The organism is Candidatus Devosia phytovorans (assembly GCA_029202405.1).
Taxonomy (GTDB): domain Bacteria; phylum Pseudomonadota; class Alphaproteobacteria; order Rhizobiales; family Devosiaceae; genus Devosia; species Devosia phytovorans.
On record CP119312.1, the window covers coordinates 3847443 to 3866588 of the forward strand.

At 62.3% G+C, this 19146-nt stretch carries 21 protein-coding genes; 5 read left to right on the top strand and 16 right to left on the bottom strand.

The genetic code is table 11. The features are described 5' to 3' along the window. Positions 1-172: 172 nt before the first annotated feature. From P0Y65_18855 to htpX, 7 genes are all read right to left on the bottom strand, one after another. Positions 173-601: a metallopeptidase family protein gene (locus P0Y65_18855; GenBank protein ID WEK04216.1), complete on the bottom strand. Its 429-nt coding sequence runs from the start codon at positions 599-601 to the stop codon at positions 173-175. Next, positions 592-1998 carry a 3-isopropylmalate dehydratase large subunit gene (gene leuC, locus P0Y65_18860; protein ID WEK04217.1) on the bottom strand — a complete coding sequence of 469 codons (1407 nt, stop codon included), beginning with the start codon at positions 1996-1998 and terminating at the stop codon, positions 592-594. Before leuC ends, P0Y65_18855 begins: the two co-directional genes overlap by 10 nt. A gap of 85 nt (positions 1999-2083) precedes the next feature. Beyond that, positions 2084-3430 carry an oligosaccharide flippase family protein gene (locus tag P0Y65_18865; protein ID WEK04218.1) on the bottom strand — a complete coding sequence of 449 codons (1347 nt, stop codon included), beginning with the start codon at positions 3428-3430 and terminating at the stop codon, positions 2084-2086. Positions 3431-3545: 115 nt separating this feature from the next. Next, positions 3546-5132, bottom strand: coding sequence for a bifunctional phosphoribosylaminoimidazolecarboxamide formyltransferase/IMP cyclohydrolase (gene purH / locus P0Y65_18870; protein WEK04219.1), 1587 nt, complete (start codon positions 5130-5132; stop codon positions 3546-3548). Positions 5133-5215: 83 nt separating this feature from the next. Continuing rightward, positions 5216-6817 (bottom strand): heparinase II/III family protein, encoded by a 1602-nt coding sequence (locus P0Y65_18875; protein ID WEK04220.1) that lies wholly within the window; start codon positions 6815-6817, stop codon positions 5216-5218. Positions 6818-6905: 88 nt separating this feature from the next. Further along, the gene (locus tag P0Y65_18880) at positions 6906-8210 is read right to left on the bottom strand and encodes an RsmB/NOP family class I SAM-dependent RNA methyltransferase (GenBank protein WEK04221.1); all 1305 of its coding nucleotides are present in this window, start codon (positions 8208-8210) and stop codon (positions 6906-6908) included. Between the two features lie 8 nt (positions 8211-8218). Next, positions 8219-9202, bottom strand: coding sequence for a zinc metalloprotease HtpX (gene htpX / locus P0Y65_18885; GenBank protein WEK06842.1), 984 nt, complete (start codon positions 9200-9202; stop codon positions 8219-8221). A gap of 92 nt (positions 9203-9294) precedes the next feature. Between htpX and P0Y65_18890 the strand changes: the two genes are divergently transcribed. Further along, complete coding sequence (locus P0Y65_18890) at positions 9295-9498, top strand: DUF1674 domain-containing protein (protein WEK04222.1); 204 nt, start codon at positions 9295-9297, stop codon at positions 9496-9498. A 292-nt stretch (positions 9499-9790) separates the two neighbouring features. On the opposite strand, the gene P0Y65_18895 is transcribed toward P0Y65_18890, so the two are convergent. The 8 genes from P0Y65_18895 to ccmA all read right to left on the bottom strand — a co-directional run bounded on the left by P0Y65_18895 (position 9791) and on the right by ccmA (position 13556). Then, entirely contained in the window at positions 9791-10060 is a 270-nt protein-coding gene (locus tag P0Y65_18895) for a hypothetical protein (GenBank protein WEK04223.1), read from the bottom strand. 60 nt (positions 10061-10120) lie between these two features. Next, complete coding sequence (locus tag P0Y65_18900; protein WEK04224.1) at positions 10121-10579, bottom strand: SRPBCC family protein; 459 nt, start codon at positions 10577-10579, stop codon at positions 10121-10123. A gap of 36 nt (positions 10580-10615) precedes the next feature. Further along, the gene (locus tag P0Y65_18905) at positions 10616-10735 is read right to left on the bottom strand and encodes a Flp family type IVb pilin (protein WEK04225.1); all 120 of its coding nucleotides are present in this window, start codon (positions 10733-10735) and stop codon (positions 10616-10618) included. 107 nt (positions 10736-10842) lie between these two features. Next, the gene (locus P0Y65_18910; GenBank protein WEK04226.1) at positions 10843-11376 is read right to left on the bottom strand and encodes a DsbE family thiol:disulfide interchange protein; all 534 of its coding nucleotides are present in this window, start codon (positions 11374-11376) and stop codon (positions 10843-10845) included. A gap of 2 nt (positions 11377-11378) precedes the next feature. Beyond that, on the bottom strand, positions 11379-11537 hold the full coding sequence (gene ccmD, locus P0Y65_18915; GenBank protein ID WEK04227.1) for a heme exporter protein CcmD: 159 nt from the start codon (positions 11535-11537) through the stop codon (positions 11379-11381). After that, on the bottom strand, positions 11534-12295 hold the full coding sequence (locus P0Y65_18920) for a heme ABC transporter permease (GenBank protein WEK04228.1): 762 nt from the start codon (positions 12293-12295) through the stop codon (positions 11534-11536). Before P0Y65_18920 ends, ccmD begins: the two co-directional genes overlap by 4 nt. 11 nt (positions 12296-12306) lie before the next feature. Continuing rightward, a complete protein-coding gene (gene ccmB / locus P0Y65_18925) occupies positions 12307-12960 on the bottom strand; it encodes a heme exporter protein CcmB (GenBank protein WEK04229.1) in 654 nt (217 codons plus the stop codon). Beyond that, a complete protein-coding gene (gene ccmA / locus P0Y65_18930; GenBank protein ID WEK06843.1) occupies positions 12957-13556 on the bottom strand; it encodes a heme ABC exporter ATP-binding protein CcmA in 600 nt (199 codons plus the stop codon). The genes ccmB and ccmA overlap by 4 nt, the downstream gene beginning before the upstream one ends. 197 nt (positions 13557-13753) lie before the next feature. Between ccmA and acnA the strand changes: the two genes are divergently transcribed. The 4 genes from acnA to P0Y65_18950 all read left to right on the top strand — a co-directional run bounded on the left by acnA (position 13754) and on the right by P0Y65_18950 (position 18557). Continuing rightward, positions 13754-16507, top strand: coding sequence for an aconitate hydratase AcnA (gene acnA / locus P0Y65_18935; protein WEK04230.1), 2754 nt, complete (start codon positions 13754-13756; stop codon positions 16505-16507). Positions 16508-16670: 163 nt separating this feature from the next. Continuing rightward, positions 16671-17408 (top strand): DUF1223 domain-containing protein, encoded by a 738-nt coding sequence (locus P0Y65_18940; protein WEK04231.1) that lies wholly within the window; start codon positions 16671-16673, stop codon positions 17406-17408. 303 nt (positions 17409-17711) lie between these two features. Then, on the top strand, positions 17712-18059 hold the full coding sequence (locus tag P0Y65_18945) for a DUF2794 domain-containing protein (protein WEK06844.1): 348 nt from the start codon (positions 17712-17714) through the stop codon (positions 18057-18059). Between the two features lie 93 nt (positions 18060-18152). Beyond that, positions 18153-18557, top strand: a complete 405-nt coding sequence (locus P0Y65_18950) for a GNAT family N-acetyltransferase (protein WEK04232.1) — start codon at positions 18153-18155, stop codon at positions 18555-18557. Here P0Y65_18950 and P0Y65_18955 read toward each other — a convergent pair. Next, positions 18554-19051 (bottom strand): GNAT family N-acetyltransferase, encoded by a 498-nt coding sequence (locus P0Y65_18955; protein ID WEK04233.1) that lies wholly within the window; start codon positions 19049-19051, stop codon positions 18554-18556. The two genes, P0Y65_18950 and P0Y65_18955, sit on opposite strands and share 4 nt — an antisense overlap. Positions 19052-19146 lie beyond the last annotated feature (95 nt).

A 19146-nucleotide genomic window follows, 5' to 3' on the forward strand; every position in this document is an offset into this window, starting at 1 on the left:
ACTCCTTTGGTTAGCGTGGCCGAGTGAGGAATGTCTCCTGCGCGGTCAACGGTTGAACTTGAGCCGGAATAAAGACCATAATTGTCGTAATGCAAAACTTTACTGCCCGTTTACCTTAACAGGCAGGCGCTAAGTTGCTGGCATTTGCGACAATTCGCAGCGAATCCAGAGACTAGTCCCGGTCGGCGGATGCTTCGATTGCTTCCATGTCATCATCGGAAAAACCGAAATGATGACCAAGTTCATGCACCAATACATGGGTGACTACTTCTCCAAGCGAATTGTAATCATGCTCTGCCCAGTAATCGAGGATGGCGCGTCGGTATAGAAAGACAGTATTGGGCATTTGCCCGGTCTGCGGCGTGGCGCCGTCTTCGGTCAGGCCGACGCCTGTGAACAAGCCCATGAGTTCAAAGGGGCTTTCCATGCCGAAGTGCTCGAGAATATCGTCCTCGGCAAATTCGGCGACCGTGCAGGTTACGTCAGAAGCCAGTGACTTGAACGGCTCGGGGAGGTTGGCGAGCGCATCGCTCGCCAGAGCCTCGATATCGTCAAGGGTGGGCGCGAAGCGCGCCCCCCAATCCAGTGGGCTTACCGCCACTCGCGGATGTCGACGAAGTGGCCGGCAATGGCGGCCGCAGCGGCCATGGCGGGGGAGACCAGATGTGTGCGTCCCTTGAAGCCTTGGCGGCCTTCAAAGTTGCGGTTTGAGGTCGAGGCGCAACGTTCTTCGGGCTTGAGCTTGTCGGGGTTCATCGCAAGGCACATGGAGCAACCTGGCTCACGCCATTCAAAGCCGGCATTCTTGAAGATGACGTCGAGACCTTCGGCTTCGGCCTGCTCCTTCACCAAGCCCGACCCCGGAACGATCATGGCCGACACATGCGAAGCCACCTTACGGTCGCCGATGACGGCGGCAGCGGCACGCAGATCCTCGATACGGCCATTGGTGCAGGAGCCGACGAAGACGCGATCGATCTTGATGTCGGTGATCGGTGTGCCGGGCTTGAGGCCCATGTAGTCCAGCGCCCGCCACTTGGAGGCGCGCTTGTTCTCGTCGGCAATGTCATCGGGGTTGGGAACAGCACCCTGCACCGAGATGACGTCTTCGGGCGAAGAGCCCCAGGAGACGATCGGGGGCAGCTTGGCGGCGTCCAGGATGACGACCTTGTCGTAATGGGCGCCTTCGTCGGTAAAGAGCGTCTTCCAATAGTCGACAGCCATATCGAAGGCTTCGCCCTTGGGCGCACGCGGGCGGTCCTTGACGTAGTCAAAGGTTGTTTGGTCGGGAGCGATCAGGCCAGCGCGGGCACCGCCTTCGATGGTCATGTTGCAGACCGTCATGCGGCCTTCCATAGACAGCGAGCGAATGGCTTCGCCGGCGAACTCGATGACATGGCCATTGCCACCGGCCGTGCCGATCTCGCCAATGATGGCGAGGATGATGTCCTTGGCGGTGACGCCCGGAGGCAGCTGGCCATCAACACGCACCAGCATGTTCTTGGCCTTCTGCTGGATCAGCGTCTGAGTGGCCAGAACGTGTTCCACTTCGGACGTACCGATGCCGTGCGCCAGAGCGCCAAAGGCGCCGTGGGTGGAGGTGTGCGAGTCACCGCAGACGATGGTCATCCCGGGCAGGGTGAAACCCTGCTCGGGGCCGACGATATGCACGACGCCCTGGCGACGATCGAAGGGGTCGTAATATTCGATGCCGAAATCACGGGTGTTTTCGGCCAGGGTTTCGATCTGGATGGCGCTGTCCGGATCAGGGTTGGGCAGCGAGCGGTCGGTGGTGGGCACATTGTGGTCGACAACGGCCAGCGTGCGCTCGGGGTGGCGCACCTTACGATTGTTCATGCGCAGGCCCTCGAAAGCCTGCGGGCTCGTCACTTCATGGACAAGGTGACGGTCGATATAGAGCAGCGAGGTTCCATCCTCGTTGTTCTGTACCAGATGGTCGTCCCAGATCTTGTCGTAAAGCGTGCGAGCCTTGGTCATAGCGGTATTCCGGAGGGGAAAGTTTGGATTGGTTCTAAGGCAGGACGGGTCGCGTGGTCAAGCAGAACCGTAACGCTGGGTACGGTCAGCGCGGGCCGGTGCTACGGATGGCGAAGACCCCGAGCAGGCTGGTGTCGAGGCCAATGCGGGTCCGGCACCAGAAGGCGATGGCGATCTGCGCCACGATCCGGGCACCCATATTGGCCCAGGCCGCGCCGACAATGCCATAGGTGGGGATGACGAGGAGTTGAACCAGCAGGCCAGCGCCCATGATGGTGCCGAAGATGGCAACATAGGCGCGCTCGTGGCCCGTCATCATCATCACGATCTTGGATGGACCGGTCGCGGCGTCGAACAGCAGGCCGAGCGCCAGGAGGATGAGCACGGTCGTGCCCTCGGCATAATAGTCGCCAAACAGCGACAGCACGAAGCCGCCCCAGCCGGCGAAGATGGCGAAGATGCCGAGCGAGAAGACGAAACCGGCCACAGAGGCCAATGCGGTGATCGCCTGGGCCTGGCGCATTTCACCGGCATGGAAGTGCTGCGCCACCATGGGCGCGATCACCAGTTCGATGGCGAAGGTGAAGAGCGTCATCAGCCCGGCGGTGCGGAAGGCGTTGAAATAGACACCCGAGCTTTCGAGGTCGAGCATCAAGCCGACCAGTATCACATCGGCATTGAGCGCGGCCGTCTCGATCAGCGCGCCCAGCATCAGCCAGCGGGAAATGCCACCCCATTGCTGCCAGTAGCGGCGCACGGCGCCCAGCGCTGGCATCAGCACATATTTGCCGGTCTCGGCGCGCCAGAACTGGGCGGCCAGCATGAGTGACAGCAGCGTTGCCGACAGCACCAGCGCCTCGGGCCCGCTCAGCACGAGACCCAGACCGAACAGGCCCAGCACGACGCCAGGCAGGGCGAGGCGCCAGAAGATGTCGCGCGGCACCAGGGCCGTCCAGAGCGATCCCTGGGCGCGCAGCACCGAGGAATTATACTCGGCCATGGCCATGGGCAGGATGAGAAAGGCGGCGCCGTAGAAATGGTTGGGCGTATCGGCGGGCGGATAGACCTGCCAGACGACGAAGGTCAGTGCGCAGAGCAGGGCAGAAAGGACAAGGCCCGAACCGATGGTAAGGCTGGAGCCGGCGCGCACCGCGTCGACCGCAGCCTCGTGGCGGCCACTCACGGTTTCCTGCGACCAGAGCCGCAGGATGGCCATGGGCTGGCCGAGGCCCGCCGCAATGGCGAGCACGGTCGCCAGCGCCAGGCCAAAGGCGAAATGGCCATATTCGTCGGGGGTCATGGTGCGCGAGAGCACCACATAGGTCAGGTAGGTCAGGCCGGCGGTGGCAACCTTGATGCCAAGCGACGCCACCGACCGCCAAAGGCCGGCAGACAGCAGAGCGGACAGGTCGGAAGGTATCTTGATCCGCATGGGGCCTCGGAATCGTGGCTGACGTCCACGATCCCGCAATCTGCCATGGCAATCTCAAGAAGGTCTTACCGCCGGACCTTTCCGAAATTACGCTTTCGTAAGGTCGTGCGGCAGTTTAGTGCCGGAAATGGCGCATGCCCGTCATCACCATGGCGATGCCCGCAGCGTCGGCGGCGGCGATGACCTCATCGTCGCGCATCGAGCCGCCCGGCTGGATAACCGCAGTAGCGCCAGCGGCGACCAGGGCCTCAAGACCATCGGCAAAGGGGAAGAAGGCGTCAGACGCAACGACGGAACCCTGGCTCAGGGCACCCTCGATACCGGCCGCCCGGGCGGCATCGATCGACTTGCGGTGGCCTGTCAGAGCGGAATCGACGCGGCTCATCTGGCCGGCGCCAATGCCGGCGGTGGCGCCATCCCTGACGTAGACAATCGCGTTGGATTTCACATGCTTGGCCACCTTGGCGGCGAGGCGCAGGTCGGCCATTTCGGCATCGGTCGGCTGCCGTTTGGTCACCACCTTGAGCTCGCAATCGTCGACATTGCGATTGTCGCGGCTCTGGACGAGCAGGCCACCGGCCACAGACTTGACGACGAGGCCATCGGCCTTGGCATCGGCGAGGCCACCGGTCAGCAGCAGACGCAGATTCTTCTTGGCGGCGATGATGTCCTGGGCTTCCTGGGTGGCGGAAGGCGCGACGATCACTTCGGTGAAGACCTTGACGATTTCGGTCGCGGTCGCCGCGTCGATCTCGCGATTGGTGGCGACAATGCCGCCAAAGGCCGAGACCGGATCGGTGCGCAGAGCTTGTCTATAGGCCGTGAAAAGGTCACCGGCCACTGCAACGCCACAGGGATTGGCGTGCTTGATGATGGCGACGGCAGCGACTTCCTTGGGATCAAACTCGCTGACCAGTTCGAAGGCGGCGTCGGTATCGTTGATATTGTTGTAGCTCAGCGTCTTGCCCTGCACCTGGGTGGCGGTGGCGACGCCCGGACGGCTGTCCCCATTGGCATAGAAGCCAGCCCACTGATGCGGGTTTTCGCCATAACGCATGACTTCGCGCAGGGAGCCGGCAAAGCTGCGATAGGGAATTTCAGGATAGTCGATCGCCTTGGCGAACCAGGCAGAAATGGCGCTGTCATAGGCGGCCGTCCGGGCATAGGCCTTGGCCGCCAGCTTCTGGCGCAGCTCGAAGGGCACGCCGCCGGTCTGGGTGATGGAGGCGAGGATTTCCGGATAGTCGGCGGGGTCGACGACCACCGTCACATAGGCGTGGTTCTTGGCGGCGGAGCGCACCATGGCCGGGCCGCCGATATCGATATTTTCGATGATCTCATCATAGGAGGCGCCTGAGGCGACGGTCTTTTCGAAGGGATAGAGATTGACCGCCACGAGGTCGATGGCGCCGATCTCGTGCTCGTCCATCGAGGCGGCATGGGCGGGGTTGTCGCGCACCGAGAGCAGGCCGCCGTGCACCTTGGGGTGGAGGGTCTTGACGCGGCCGTCCATCATTTCGGGGAAGCCGGTGAGGTCGGCGATCTCGCGGACGGGAAGCCCGGCATCGCTGATCAGCTTGTGCGTGCCGCCGGTCGACACCAGCTCCACGCCTGCCGCGCTGAGCCCCCCGGCAAAGTCGGCCATGCCGGATTTGTCGAATACCGAAAGCAGCGCCCGCCCGACCCTGACCGTCTTGCTCATGAGATATGTCTCGCCCGTGATGTGGATTTTGTCCGGTTCGCTATCACGAACCCTCCTGCAGGGCCACCCTCTTTAGGGACGCCTCAGCCCTGTTCGAGCGTGAAGATCCAGGCAACTTCGGCGTCGGCCGCAACGTCAACCTCAAGGACCAGCTGCCGCGTCTTGTGAAAGCCGACATAGGCCGACTGGCGCACGCTTTCCTCTTCGCGCAGTTCGGCCCCTTCCCAGAGAAAACTCCAGACGGCGTCATTGGGCAGGACAAGCCGGACAATGCCCTCGCCAGGATTGCGCCGCACCATGACGCCGGGCGCCAGGTGAAAACGCAGGGCGAGCAGGCCCGATGGATTGTTGCCCGAAGCGATCAGGTGGTCCTGGCCGACCAGCGTGGTGCCGCCGGAAAGCAGGGTGATGCGCCGCTCGATTTCGACGCCGAAGCGCCGGGCATAGCCGGTGGTGGTCAGCGCCAGAAGATTGTCCGCGCTTTCGAGCACCAGGTCAGGCTTGCGCTGAGGGGGTACATCTTCGGCGTCAATGGTCGGCGCCGAGTGGGCCACGCCCTGGCGAAACAAAGCCTTGCTCTGCGGCAGGTCCGACGGGGCCGGGCCGCAGGAGCCCAGGATCAGCTCGGTGCCATGGGAAAATTCGAAGGCCAGGGCGCTGGAGTGGAGATCGCTGTTCAGGCCCGGCGGTGGCGCGAGGCCGGAATCGGCAATCACCACCGCATTGCCGTCCCGCAGGATGCCATAGCCGCCGAGCAGCATGGAGCGATGCTTGCGGGTCGGGCCATTGGCCTGAATGGCGATCAGCACGTCATGGGGCAGGTGGCCGCAGCCATTGAAATAGACCGGTTCGCCGCTCGAGAGCGTCAGGGCATCGAGGCTTTCATGCATGCGGTCGATCTGGGCGACCAGCTCATTGCCGGCCTCCGATTTGACCGAGGCGGCGATGGGCCGAATGCTCACCAGTTCGACCAGCAGCTGCAATTGCAGGCGTGGATTGCGGGACAGGTGCATGCCGTCGCTGTCGAGCTGGTCGGCCAGTTCGACATTGAGCCTTTCGACGCGCGTTGGAACGTCTGTCTTGTCATTCTGCTCGCAATATTCGGCGGCCAGCAGGGCGATATGGGCAAAGAGTGCCTCCGCCCGGTCACTGGTCAGCGGCGCGCGGACTTTCAGACTCTGGATCTGGGCGCCGAGCACGCGCTGGATGGTGCGGGTTTCGGCCGGATTGGCGCCGTCGAGCAGCAGGGGCAGATGGCGGAGCCAGTTGAGGATACGCTGCGCGGTCAGTGCCGGGGCCCAGGTGTCATGCTGGAACTGCGCCTCATGGCCGATCCAGTCGAGCACCAGCATGCGCGCGAACAGGCGTTCGCCGGGGTCGCGGACGTCCCGGAAATGGCGCAGCCAGGAAAAGCCATGCAGGTTCAGCCACCAGTCGACATGATCGACCTGCATGGCAAAGGGCGAGGCGCCGTCCGTTTCGATCAGCTTGGAGGCCAGCAGATAGCGCCCGCTCATCATGTCGCGCACGGTTTCGCGGTCGGCAGGACGCAATTCGGGCAATTCGCCGCCAAAGGCGTCGTCGGCGAGGCCGCGCCAGGTCCAGCGCATGACCGGCATGGTGACGGCCGAATCGGCAATGCCCAGCGCAAGCTTGCGCAGGCCATGCGGCAGAGAGGGCGCCATCAGCGCACCCGCCGAGCGGGACTGGCCAGCTTTGCCTTGTCTCTTGCCGTCACGGGCACCTCATGGGCCCGGTCATCGGGCGTTGCGGTCATGCGCGGCGGCGGAATCGGGCCACGAAGAACCCATCCATACCACCTTCGTGTCCGTTCGGGGCCATGCCCGGATGGGTACGCACAAGTCCTTTTGCCGTCACGGCCTGTTCGAGACCTGGCAACTCTTCGTGCGTAACTGGCCAGAGTTCCAGCCCGGGCAGCGAATCAAGTGCCCAGTCCACCTGCTCTTCGCCTTCGGCCGGCTCGAGCGAACAGACGCAGTAGATCAGCGCGCCGCCGGCATCGAGGCATCGGAAGGCATTGGTCAGCAGTGCCTTTTGCAGCCGCACGCGGCCGGCCACGTCATTGACCGAGCGGTGCCAGATCACTTCGGGATGGCGGCGGAAAGTGCCGGTGGCCGAGCAGGGCGCGTCGAGCAGCACGCCGTCATAGGGCGAATTGGGAGCGAAAGTGCCGGCATCGCCGACAATGATCTCGGCGGAATAGTCGAGGCGCTTGAGGTTGTCCTTGAGCCGTTCCATACGCGTCGCATCGCTATCGAGCGCCGTCACTGCATAGCCAGATTTGATCAACTGGGCGGTCTTGCCACCCGGGGCGGCACAAAGATCGAGCACGCGACCGCCAGCTTTGGCGCCGAGCAGGCGGGCGGGGATGGCGGAAGCAGCGTCCTGCACCCACCACTTGCCATCGTCATAACCGGGCAGGGCTTCAACCGGACGATCACGCTGGTCGATGCGCACCGTGTCGCCGATCAGCTTTTCTGCTCCGAGCGCTTCGATCAGTTCGGCATCGTCATGCTTGAGCGTCAGATCGAGCGGCGCGCCGGCCAGCAGCGCGGTCGAAAAGCCGTCGATACCCTCCTCGCCATAGGCCTGGAGCCAGGTGTCGCCAAAGGTTTCGGGAATGAGCAAGTCGTCGTCGAGCATGCCGAACTTGGCCGAATTGGCCTGGGCGGAGCGCAACACGGCGTTGATCAGGCCGGAAAGATGCCGCGCCTTGGGATCGCGCTTGACGGCTTCGACGGCAAGAAAGAGTGCGCTGTGGGCGCCAAGATCGGGGAGGAAGACCAGTTGCGCCAGGCTCAGGCGCAGCACGGCTTCGAACGTGCCGGATTTGCCGGGCATGCCCTTTTCGAGCAGGGCATGAATGATGAAATTGAGCTGGCCCTGACGGCGCAGGGCGGTGGTGATCAGCCGGTTGGCCAGGGCGCGGTCACGCCCATCGGCCAGGTCCTTGGCATTGAGCGGCACGAAATTGTCGCCCGCCAGGACGTCCTTGAGCCGCTGTGCAGCAACGAGGCGGAGCTTGAGCCCCGCCGGATCAGGTTTGTTATGCGCCACGCTTGATTCTATCCCCAGGGACCGCGATTGTCGCCGTCATCACCGGTTCGTCCGGCACTCGGCACGCGCCAGCCACCGCCATTGGTGCGACCGGTCGAAACCGGCTGCGGGCGAGGCTGAGGCCTTGCGCCCTTATCCTTCACCTGCATCGTCGCCGCAAGCTTGCGCAGCTGTTCAATGCGGTTGCCGGTGTCGGGATGGGTGGAAAACAGGTTATCCATCCGGGATCCGTTCAGCGGATTGATGATGTACATATGCGCCATGGCCGGGTTGCGCTCGGCTGCGACATTGACTTGGCGACCGGCCAGGGATGCAATTTTTTGCAGCGCCGAAGCCAGGGCCATGGGGTCGCCGGAGATCTCGGCGCCGTCCTTGTCGGCCTCATATTCGCGCGTACGGCTCACCGCCATCTGCACCATCATGGCGGCCACTGGGGCGAGGAAAACCATCAGCAGGGCGCCGATGCCGCCCAGCGGATTGTCACGATTGTTGCCACCGCCAAAGAACAGGCCGAATTGTGCCAGGGCCGAGATGGCACCGGCAAAGGTGGCGGTAATGGTCATGGTCAAGGTATCGCGGCTGCGGATATGGGCCAGCTCATGGGCCACCACGGCGGCAACTTCGCGCGTTTCGAGATGCTTCAGCAGCCCGGTCGACACGGCGACTGCGGCGTTCTGGGGGTTGCGGCCGGTGGCAAAAGCATTGGGCTGGTCGGTGTTGATGACATAAACCGCCGGGGTCGGAATTCCGGCCTTGCGCGACAGGATATCGACCATGTCATAGAGCTCAGGCACGCGACTCCGCTCGACAGGCACGGCATTTTGCATGCGCAGCACCATCTTGTCGGAATTCCAGTAGCCGAACAGATTGGTCAGCAGCGCAAAGCCGAAGGCGATCATCATGCCGCCGGTTCCGCCGATGAAATAGCCCACGACCATGAACAGCGCGGTCAGGCCGGCAAGAAGAACGGTGGTGCGTAAAGCGTTGAACATCATGAGCCCTTGGGTTCGTGTGGTTGAGCAATTATGTTGTGTGCCCGAGGGTTCCATGCAAGCGGCATGAGCAAATCGTAATGGATCAGGCCATGAGCAACGACGACAACACCGAAGAGCTTCCCCGCCCACCTCTGAGCGATATCGCCAAACGTGCCCTGGCCGAAGCCGAGGCGCGGCGTGCCGCCATCGACGGCAAGACCGCCTTCGCCCTCAAGGAAGAAGGCGGCCGCGGCGGGCTGGAGCCCAGCCGCTATGGCGATTGGGAGATCAAGGGCCTGACGAGCGATTTTTAGTCTGGCAGTGCGTTCGCCTTGAGCAGGCGGGGCATCGGGTAGATGCGCAGGACAAGAATGCCGGCAGGTTCAATCTCGTAAAAGACGACATGTTGCCGATGGGGGTGGCGGTGCCTGTTCTGCCGCCTCGATTTCACTTCGACACCGAGACCCGGATTCGCCATCAATACCGCCAGGACATCGTGAATACCCTGAATATAGGCTTGAGCCGTCCTGGCGCCGAACTTTTTACGGCTGTACCTAGCGATCCGGACCAAATCCTTTTGGGCCTGGGGCGATAGCCGGACGCCACTCAAGACTGTTTTGGCTCGTCGTCCTGGCGCATGGCCTCATCCATAATCTCTTCAACTGACGGCATGGCGACAGAGCCACTCGCACTGGCCTCATTAAGCATGTCTTCGATATCCTGCTCGGAATAGACAAAGCCCGGTTCGTCGCGCTCACGTTGCTCACGCAAGGCATAGCGCATGGCGTGGTCGATCGAATCGAAAGGGCCGCCCTCGACCTTGGACTCAAGCCATGCCTTCGTATCGTCAGGAACCTTGATGGTGAGTTCAACCATGCTGATCTCCTTTTGCGGAAAATAGCACATCCACGGCCAGGGACCAGCACAACTCGCGAACTAGCGCTCGACGAACCCCGCCAGGTTTTCCAGCGACGAGTTCATGCCTTCGGCGTGGTCCTCGGCGCTGATGCCTTCCGGAACATTTTCCGCCACGAACCGCACTTCGGTTTCGCCGTTCGTCGAAGTGAGCAGCGTTGACATTGTCATGGTGCCGGAGAATTTCGGATCATCGCTGACGAAGTCAACCGTCTGCACGACGCGTTCGTCAGGCACGAGTTCGATGAACCGCGCCTCGGCAATATCCTCGTTGCCGCCGCTCTTTCCGATGTAATTCTTGTCGTCATAGCGCAGCACCATGCGATATTGCCCGCCCGGACGAGGGTCGAAGGCCTGCATTTCGCCGGTCATGCCCTTGGGCGGCATCCATTGCACCAGCGCGTCGGCCGAGGTCAGGGCGGCGTAAACTTCGGAGGGCGACGCCTTGATCAGGCGGGAGGCGGTGTCGGTGCGGGACATTGGCCGATGCTCTCATCGGCCGACGACCAAGTCAAATCAGCCGGTGATGTCTGCCAGACTGAAGCCGGCGGCCGAGGCGGCGACGGTCATGACCACGGTGACGATGGCGGCGATCAGGGCATATTCAACCGAGGTAATCCCGGCTTCGTCACGCATGAATCTGGTCAGGAGCTGCAGCATGTTTCGTCACTACTCGAACACTATGGCGACTTCTTGCCAAAGTCCGTCTGAACGCTAGCTGAACAATTTTTGCTCCGAAGGGGTCAGTGCCTCGCGGCTTCGATGGCGGGCAGGAGCTCGGTCTCAATCGCTTCGGCATCAAGCGGGCCGACATGCTTGAAAGTGATCGTCCCCTCGGCATCGACCACGAAAGTTTCGGGCACACCATAGACGCCCCAGTCGATCGAGACGCGGCGGTCGCGGTCCATGCCGACGGCATCGTAGGGATTGCCCAGTTCGGCAAGGAAGGCGCGTGCGTTTTCCGGCGCATCGGCCTGGTTGATGCCGAAGAGCCGCACGCCGCTCACGTCTTTCAGCGCAACCAGCAGCGGATGCTCGTCGCGGCAAGGAATGCACCAGGAGGCAAAGACATTGACCACGGTGACATCGCCCTCGAGCGCTGCCGTATCGAAGCCCGGAACGCCGAGCTCGGGGACTTCGGCCATATTGAAGGCAGGCGCTGGTTTGTCGATCAAAACCGAGCGGACGAGGTTTGGGTCCCGGTTCATCGACATGGCAAAGACGCCAACCAGCGCGACGAGCAGGATCAGTGGCAGGGCAAAAAGCACATAGCGCATGATCAGGCGGACCGGCGCGGTTTGCGCGCTTCGAGGGCTGCCAGCTTGCGGCTGACCTGATGGGCGTCAAAAAGCGTCCAGGCGATCAGGGCTGCCACAGCGATGGCCACGCCGAGGTAGGCCCAGAGGATGAAGGCGGCATGCTGGCCAAGATCAATCATGTCCGGTCTCCCTGCGCCAGGCGACGCTGCAGGCCCGCCACGCGGCGGCGCTTGACCTCGGTGTGCATGGCCTTGAGCTGCAGCGTGATAAAAAGAAACGTGAAGGCGAAGAACATCGCGAACAGCGGCGTCAGGATGGAACCGGGCATGGTCGGGCCATCGGGGCGGAAGACGCTGGCAGGCTGGTGCAGCGTGCTCCACCAGTCGACCGAGAATTTGATGATCGGGATGTTGATGGCGCCCACGAGGGTAAAGACGGCGATGACGCGGGCGGCGCGCAGCTGGTCGTCAAAGGCACGCCAGAGGGCGATCAGGCCCAGGTAGATGAAGAGCAGAACGAGGGTGGAGGTCATGCGGCCGTCCCATTCCCAGAAGGTGCCCCAGGTCGGGCGACCCCAGAGGGCGCCGGTGAAAAGAGCGAGGGCGGTGAACAGCGCGCCGAGCGGGGCTGCGGCTTTCATCGAGACGTCGGCCATGGGGTGGCGCCAGACCAGGGTGCCGATGGCCGAGATGGACATGGTGGCATAGACGAACTGGCTCAACCAGGCATTGGGCACATGGGCATACATGATGCGCACGGTGTCGCCCATCTGGTAGTCAGCCGGGGAGGCGTAGAAGGCATAGTAGAGGCCGATGACGAAGAGCGCGGCGGTCAGAATCGTCAGCGGCCAGAGGAAGGGTTTCGTCATGACGACGAACTGGCCCGGATTGGCGATCCGGTTCCACCAGCTCAGTTTTGGCGCGTTATCGAGGCTCATGAGATCTGGCTCTAATCTTCCGCTGAACTTATTGCAAACACGGCGGCAACGGGCGCCAGCACCAGGGCCATGAGGCTCAATGCCGCAAGAAACAGCATGGCCGCATTGGACTGGGTGGCGGTGACGGAACCTGTGCCGAAGATCAGCACGGGAATGGACAGCGGCGCGATGATGATCGGCGCGATCAGCCCGCCGCGACGGATGGCAACGGTCACGGCCGCGCCGACCATGCCAAAGGCGGCCAGCGCCGGTGTGCCGACCAGCAATGACAGAAAGGTTCGCCAGAAGGTTTCCATGTCCATGGCCAGGAACATGCCGAGGATCGGGCTGGCGACGACCAGCGGCAGGGCCGAAACCAGCCAGTGGACGATGAGTTTCGCCACGACGATGGCCCCCAGCGACAGGTCGGCCTGACGCAGCAGGATCAGCGAACCGTCTTCGTGGTCGGGGCGGAACAGCTTGTCGAGGCCGAGCAGCATGGCCAGAAAGGCGGCAACCCAGACCATGCCGGGGGCGATACTCGACAGCAGTTCCTTGTCCGGACCGACGGCAAAGGGCACGATGGCGCCGACGATGACGAAGAACAGCACCAGCGTCAGCACGTCGCCGCCGCCGCGCAGCGTCAGGCGCAGCTCGCGAACCAGCATGGCGCGGAAAGCTTTCACTGGCGCATCCCCAGCACCAGGGTTTCCATGCGCGCGGGGTCGGGCAGGGTGATAGGGTCATGCGTTGCGGCGAGGACAAGGCCGCCTTGGTCGAGATGGCGGTCGATCAGTCGGGTCACTAGGTCGTGGCCTTCCATGTCGAGCGCCGCGGTGGGTTCGTCGAGCAGCCAGAGCGGGCGGAAGGTCACCAGGAGCCGCGCCAGAGCAAGACGGCGCGACTGACCGGCAGAAAGGTAGCCGGCATCGAGATCGCTCAAATGGCCGAGGCCGACCTCGTCGAGCGCCGTCTGCGGCGCCATGCCGGTCGGTCCGTTGATTTCGGCCCAAAATCCCAGGTTTTCCATGACGGAGAGCCGTGGCTTGATGGCATTGCGGTGGCCGCAATAGTGCAAGAGCTTCTCGTCCTCCCCGACCCCCTCGAAGGCGTAGTCGCCGGCCATGGGCGTCAGGATGCCGGCCAGGGTCATCAGCAGCGTCGTCTTGCCGGTGCCATTGGGGCCGCGCAACAAAAGGCAGTGGCCGGGCGTTGCAGCAAAGGTCAGATCGGAACAGAGGGGCATGCCACCGCGACCGCAGGACAGTCCTGTCAGGCGCAGGGTCAGCGGTGCAAAGCGATGCTGTTCGGACATGACCCCATCTCCTAGTGAAGGCGGTGTCGGGCTGGCAAGCCCAATGCGCATTCTCTATATCTCTCTATAGTTTGGAGTCATTCCAGCATAGGCAGCGCAGTTGAGCGGCCTTCGGGCTTTTTGCCACAGGGTTGATGTGCCTGCCGCAAGCAAAGGCGGAGACGATGACGTCGGTAGACAGCTTCAAGTCCAAATCCACTCTCACGGTCGGCAGCAAGAGCTATACCTATTATTCCATTGCCGAGGCCGAAAAGAACGGCCTCAAGGGCGTGTCGGCCCTCCCGTCCTCGATGAAGGTCGTGCTGGAAAATCTTCTGCGTTTTGAAGACAATCGCACCGTCACCAAGGCCGATATCGAGGCGGTAGCGACCTGGCTCGTGACCCGTACCTCCGAACACGAAATCTCCTATCGTCCAGCCCGCGTGCTCATGCAGGATTTCACCGGCGTGCCTGCGGTGGTGGATCTCGCCGCCATGCGCGATGCCACGGCCAAGCTTGGCGCTGATCCGCAAAAGATCAATCCGCTGGTGCCGGTTGACCTCGTCATCGATCACTCGGTGATGGTCGACAGTTTCGGTACGCCCCTGGCGTTCAATCAGAATGTCGAGCTCGAATATGAGCGCAATGGCGAGCGCTATGAATTCCTGCGCTGGGGCCAGTCTGCCTTCGACAATTTCCGCGTTGTGCCCCCTGGCACCGGCATCTGCCACCAGGTGAACCTCGAATATCTCGCCCAGACCGTCTGGACGCGCGAAGAAAATGGCGAAGTGGTCGCCTATCCCGATACATTGGTCGGCACCGACTCGCATACCACCATGGTCAACGGCATGGCGGTGCTCGGCTGGGGCGTCGGTGGCATCGAGGCCGAGGCGGCGATGCTGGGCCAGCCCGTCACCATGCTCATCCCCGAAGTCGTCGGCTTCAAGCTCAATGGCAAGATCAACGAGGGCATCACGGCCACCGACCTGGTGCTGACGGTCACCGAAATGCTGCGCAAAAAGGGCGTGGTGGGCAAGTTCGTCGAATTCTACGGCCCCGGCCTCGATTATCTTAGCCTCGAAGACCAGGCGACCATTGCCAATATGGCGCCCGAGTATGGCGCCACCTGCGGCTATTTCCCGGTCGACGCCGATACGCTGAAGTTCCTCACAACCTCTGGCCGCGACGCTGATCGTGTCGCGCTGGTCGAGGCTTACTCCAAAGCGCAGGGCATGTTCCGCGAAACCACGTCGCCGGACCCGGTCTTCACCGCGACGTTGGAGCTGGATCTTTCCACGGTCGTGCCCTCGCTGTCGGGGCCGAAGCGCCCGCAGGACCGTGTCGCGCTCAAGGATGTGACATCGGCCTTTGCCGCGGCCTTGCCGGAACTCTCCGGTGGCCGCATCGAGCGGACGAAACTGCCCGATGACAAGCAGGAGAGCCGCTTCGTCGACGAGGGTGCCAGTGGCGTGCATGACATTCCCGAGGAAGCCGCCTTTTCGGTCAAGGGCACGGACTACCATATCTCGGATGGCTCGGTGGTGATCGCGGCTATTACCTCCTGCACCAATACGTCCAATCCTTCGGTACTGGTGGCGGCGGGCCTCGTGGCACGCAAGGCGCGGGCACTGGGGCTCAATTCAAAACCCTGGGTCAAGACGTCGCTGGCCCCCGGCAGCCAGGTCGTCACCGACTATCTGACGGCCGCGGGCCTGCAAGACGATCTCGATGCGCTTGGCTTCAACCTCGTTGGCTATGGCTGCACGACCTGTATTGGCAATTCGGGTCCGCTGCCGCAGGCCATTTCCGATACGATCAACGAGAACAAGCTGGTGGCGGCATCGGTGTTGTCGGGCAATCGCAATTTCGAGGGGCGCGTCAATCCCGACGTGCGCGCCAATTACCTGGCCTCGCCGCCACTGGTTGTCGCCTATGCCATTGCCGGCACGCTCAATGTCGATATCGCCACCCAGCCGCTCGGCACGGGCAGCAATGGCCAGCCGGTTTATCTCAAAGATATCTGGCCTTCCAATCTCGAGATTGCCGAGATCGTTCGCAAGCACGTCAATGCCGAGATGTTCCGCGCGCGCTATTCGGATGTGTTCAAGGGCGACAAGCACTGGCAGGGGATCACCATCGAGGGTGGCCAGACCTATGGCTGGAATTCCAGCTCGACCTATGTGCAGAACCCACCCTATTTCGAGGGCATGTCGATGGAGCCCAAGCCGGTGACCAATATCGCCTCGGCGAAGGTCCTGGCGCTGTTCCTTGATTCCATCACTACCGACCACATCTCGCCCGCCGGTTCGTTCAAGGCTTCCACACCGGCGGGCAAATATCTCGAGGAGCGGCAGGTCGCGCCGCGCGACTTCAACTCATACGGCGCCCGTCGCGGCAATCACGAGGTGATGATGCGCGGCACCTTTGCCAATATCCGCATCAAGAACCAGATGCTCACCGGCGTCGAAGGCGGCTACACCAAGGGTCCGGATGGCTCGCAGATGGCGATCTATGATGCCGCCATGGCCTATCAGGCCGAAGGCACGCCGCTGGTGATCTTTGCCGGCAAGGAATATGGCACGGGCTCGTCCCGCGACTGGGCGGCCAAGGGTACCAACCTGCTCGGCGTGCGTGCCGTGATCGCCCAGAGCTTCGAGCGTATCCACCGCTCGAACCTGGTCGGCATGGGCGTCGTGCCGCTGCAGTTCAAGGATGGAGAGAGCTGGCAGAGCCTTGGCCTCGATGGCAGCGAGACTGTCGATATCGAGGGCGTGACCGAGATTACGCCAAGGGCCAGGGTCAATGTGAAGATCACCCGCGCCAATGGCGAAGCGTTCACTATCGAAACGCTATGCCGGATCGATACCGCCAATGAGCTCGACTATTTCAAGCATGGTGGCATCCTGCACTATGTGCTGCGTAGTCTCGTCGCGGCCTAGTTCAGGTGTGATCGTCCGTGAAAATGGCGGCCATTGAGCCGCCATTTTTGTTTTTGCATCCTGACCAGGCCTGCGGCAATCGGGTCGCAGCGCAGACAAAGTTTGCCATCGTCACCCTCTTTTGACTGGCGGGTGGATGTAAGCCCGGCTTACAAGTTTGCCCATGACTATCAAACCCTTCATTGCCGCCACCCTGGGCCTTCTCACCCTTGCTGGGCTCTGCCTGCCGGCCAATGCCGACAATGGCGTGGCGCGCCCTAGGGCAGTGGTCGAGCTGTTCACCAGCCAAGGCTGTGCTCAATGTCCGCCGGCCGATGCGCTGCTGACCAGCCTGGCCGAAGACCAGGATGTGGTCGCCCTGGCCTATCACGTCGATTATTGGGACTATGCCGGCTGGGAAGACACTTTCGGCCAGGAAGCCTATTCGGATCGCCAGCGGGCCTATGCCAAGAGCTGGGGATCGTCCCGCATCTATACGCCGCAAATGGTGGTCAATGGCGCGCAGGGCGTCGTCGGGTCCCGGCGCAACGAGGTGCATGGCGCATTGGACGGGGCGAGCCTGCCGTTGCCGGTCGATATCACCCATGCGGGAGACATGCTCAAGATTACCATTCCCGCCAATGCCGATCTCGACAATGCCGTGGTCTGGCTTGTGACCTATCTCGATCGCGCCGATGTGTCGGTCGACAAGGGCGAAAATGCCGGGAAGGCCATGGTCTATACCCAGGTCGTCACCGGCCGTCAGGCACTGGGCATGTGGGAAGGCGCCGATGGCGCCGTGCTCAAGCTGCCAGTGCCGGAGGGACTTGCCGAGCCCGACACGGGCATTGCGGTCATCGTGCAGCAGGAAAGCAATGGCCTGCCCGGTCCGATCCTCGGTGCCGCCACGCTCGAGAACTAGGCACAAAAAATCCCGTCCTTGGGGGCAAGGACGGGAAGCTTAGACTGGTCAACTCAATTAGAAATGGCTGACACCCGGGCTTCTGGGTTTGGGGGCTCGGTCGGCCCGGGTGCCAGTCACTGGAGGCAATGGTTGAATATTGCCGAGCCAATCTGGCGTGTTCGGGGACAAAGTGTGACCAAATTGGGGAATTTGCCGGTCTTGCAAAGACGGTCAAAGCTGTCATCATGACAGTGTTTTGACACCGGAGTTAAGCCGCACTTGCAGGGCCGCACGCCGAACGACAAGACGTCCAACCTGTCGCTGGTCCATGCCGGCGAGGTTGCCGTGAGCCAAGCGCCATCGAAAGTGCCGGGTGTGGTTGCCTTCGACCGCAAGGAGCTGGCGCTCATCCTCAATGTCTACGGTCGCAAGGTCGGGCAGGGCGAATGGCGCGACTATGCAATGGATTTCCTGCGCGAGCGGGCTGTGTTTTCCATCTATGCTCGCGTCTCGGAGCGCCCGCTCTACATTATTGAAAAGACACCGCGCCTGCGCAACCGCCAGGGCCAATATGCAGTGACCAACCAGCAGGGCCGCATCCTCAAGCGGGGCCACGATCTGGCACAGGTACTGCGCGTGCTCGATCCGCAGCTGGCGGTGGTGGGCTAGCGGCTTCCCTATCGCGCCTGGACAGTTCTTGTGCGGACAAGCAGGGGTTCAACAATCATCATCCGCGCCGCCCTGTCCGAGGATGCAGCGACCATGGCCGAGTTGCGCCGGGCGAGCATTCGCGATCTCTGCAGAGCCGACCATGCCGGCGATCCCGCTGCAATCGCCGATTGGGTCGGGCCGAACGACAAGTTCACGCGCTTGCTTGAAAAGCCTGACATCAGGCTTGTTGTGGCCGAGATCGACGGCACGATAGCCGGACTTGGCGGTATCCAGGGGGACACGGTCACCCTCAACTATGTGCATCCCGACTTCCGCTTCCGCGGCGTCAGCAAGGCGCTGATGGTCACGCTGGAAGAGATGCGTGTTGCTGCGGGGGTGACAACGGGTCGGCTGCACAGTTCGGCAACAGCTCTGCGCTTCTACCACGCCATCCGCTCGCAGGATGCCGGTCCATTCGATCCGGCAACTGGTCAGCCCATGACCAAGCGCTTCTAGAGAGCCAGTTGCAGGTGCACTATGTCGTGCCAGCGGTCGAACTTGTAACCCACGGCGTCATAGCGGCCGACATGGCGGAAGCCGAACTTTTCGTGGATGGCGATGGAATTGGCGGTGTCAGCGGTGATCACGGCGATAACCTGCTTGAAGCCGAAGCTTTTGCATTGCGCCAGAAGCTCGGTCAGCAGCGCCTTGCCGATGCCTTTTCCCTTCGCGTCGGGATGCAGGTAGATCGAATCCTCGCAGGTGAATCGATAGGCGGCGCGGGGGCGGTAGAAGCTCGCATAGGCATAGCCGACCACGGCGCCGTCGACTTCCGCCACGATCAGCGGATGGCCGAGCTTGACGAGGGCGGCGAATTTTTCCGCCATGGCGGCCTCGCCCGGCACTTCGGTATCGAAGGTGATCGCCGTCTGTTCCACATAGTGCTTGTAGATGGCGGTGATCGCCGGCACGTCGGACCAGCGGAAAGGGCGAAGCAAAAAGTCGGACACGGCTGCTCATCCAGGCAAAGAAAAGGACCGCACCCTGTTTAGGATGCGGTCCCGATGTCCGTCCAACCAAATTGCTTGATCAGAGGATCAAGCGT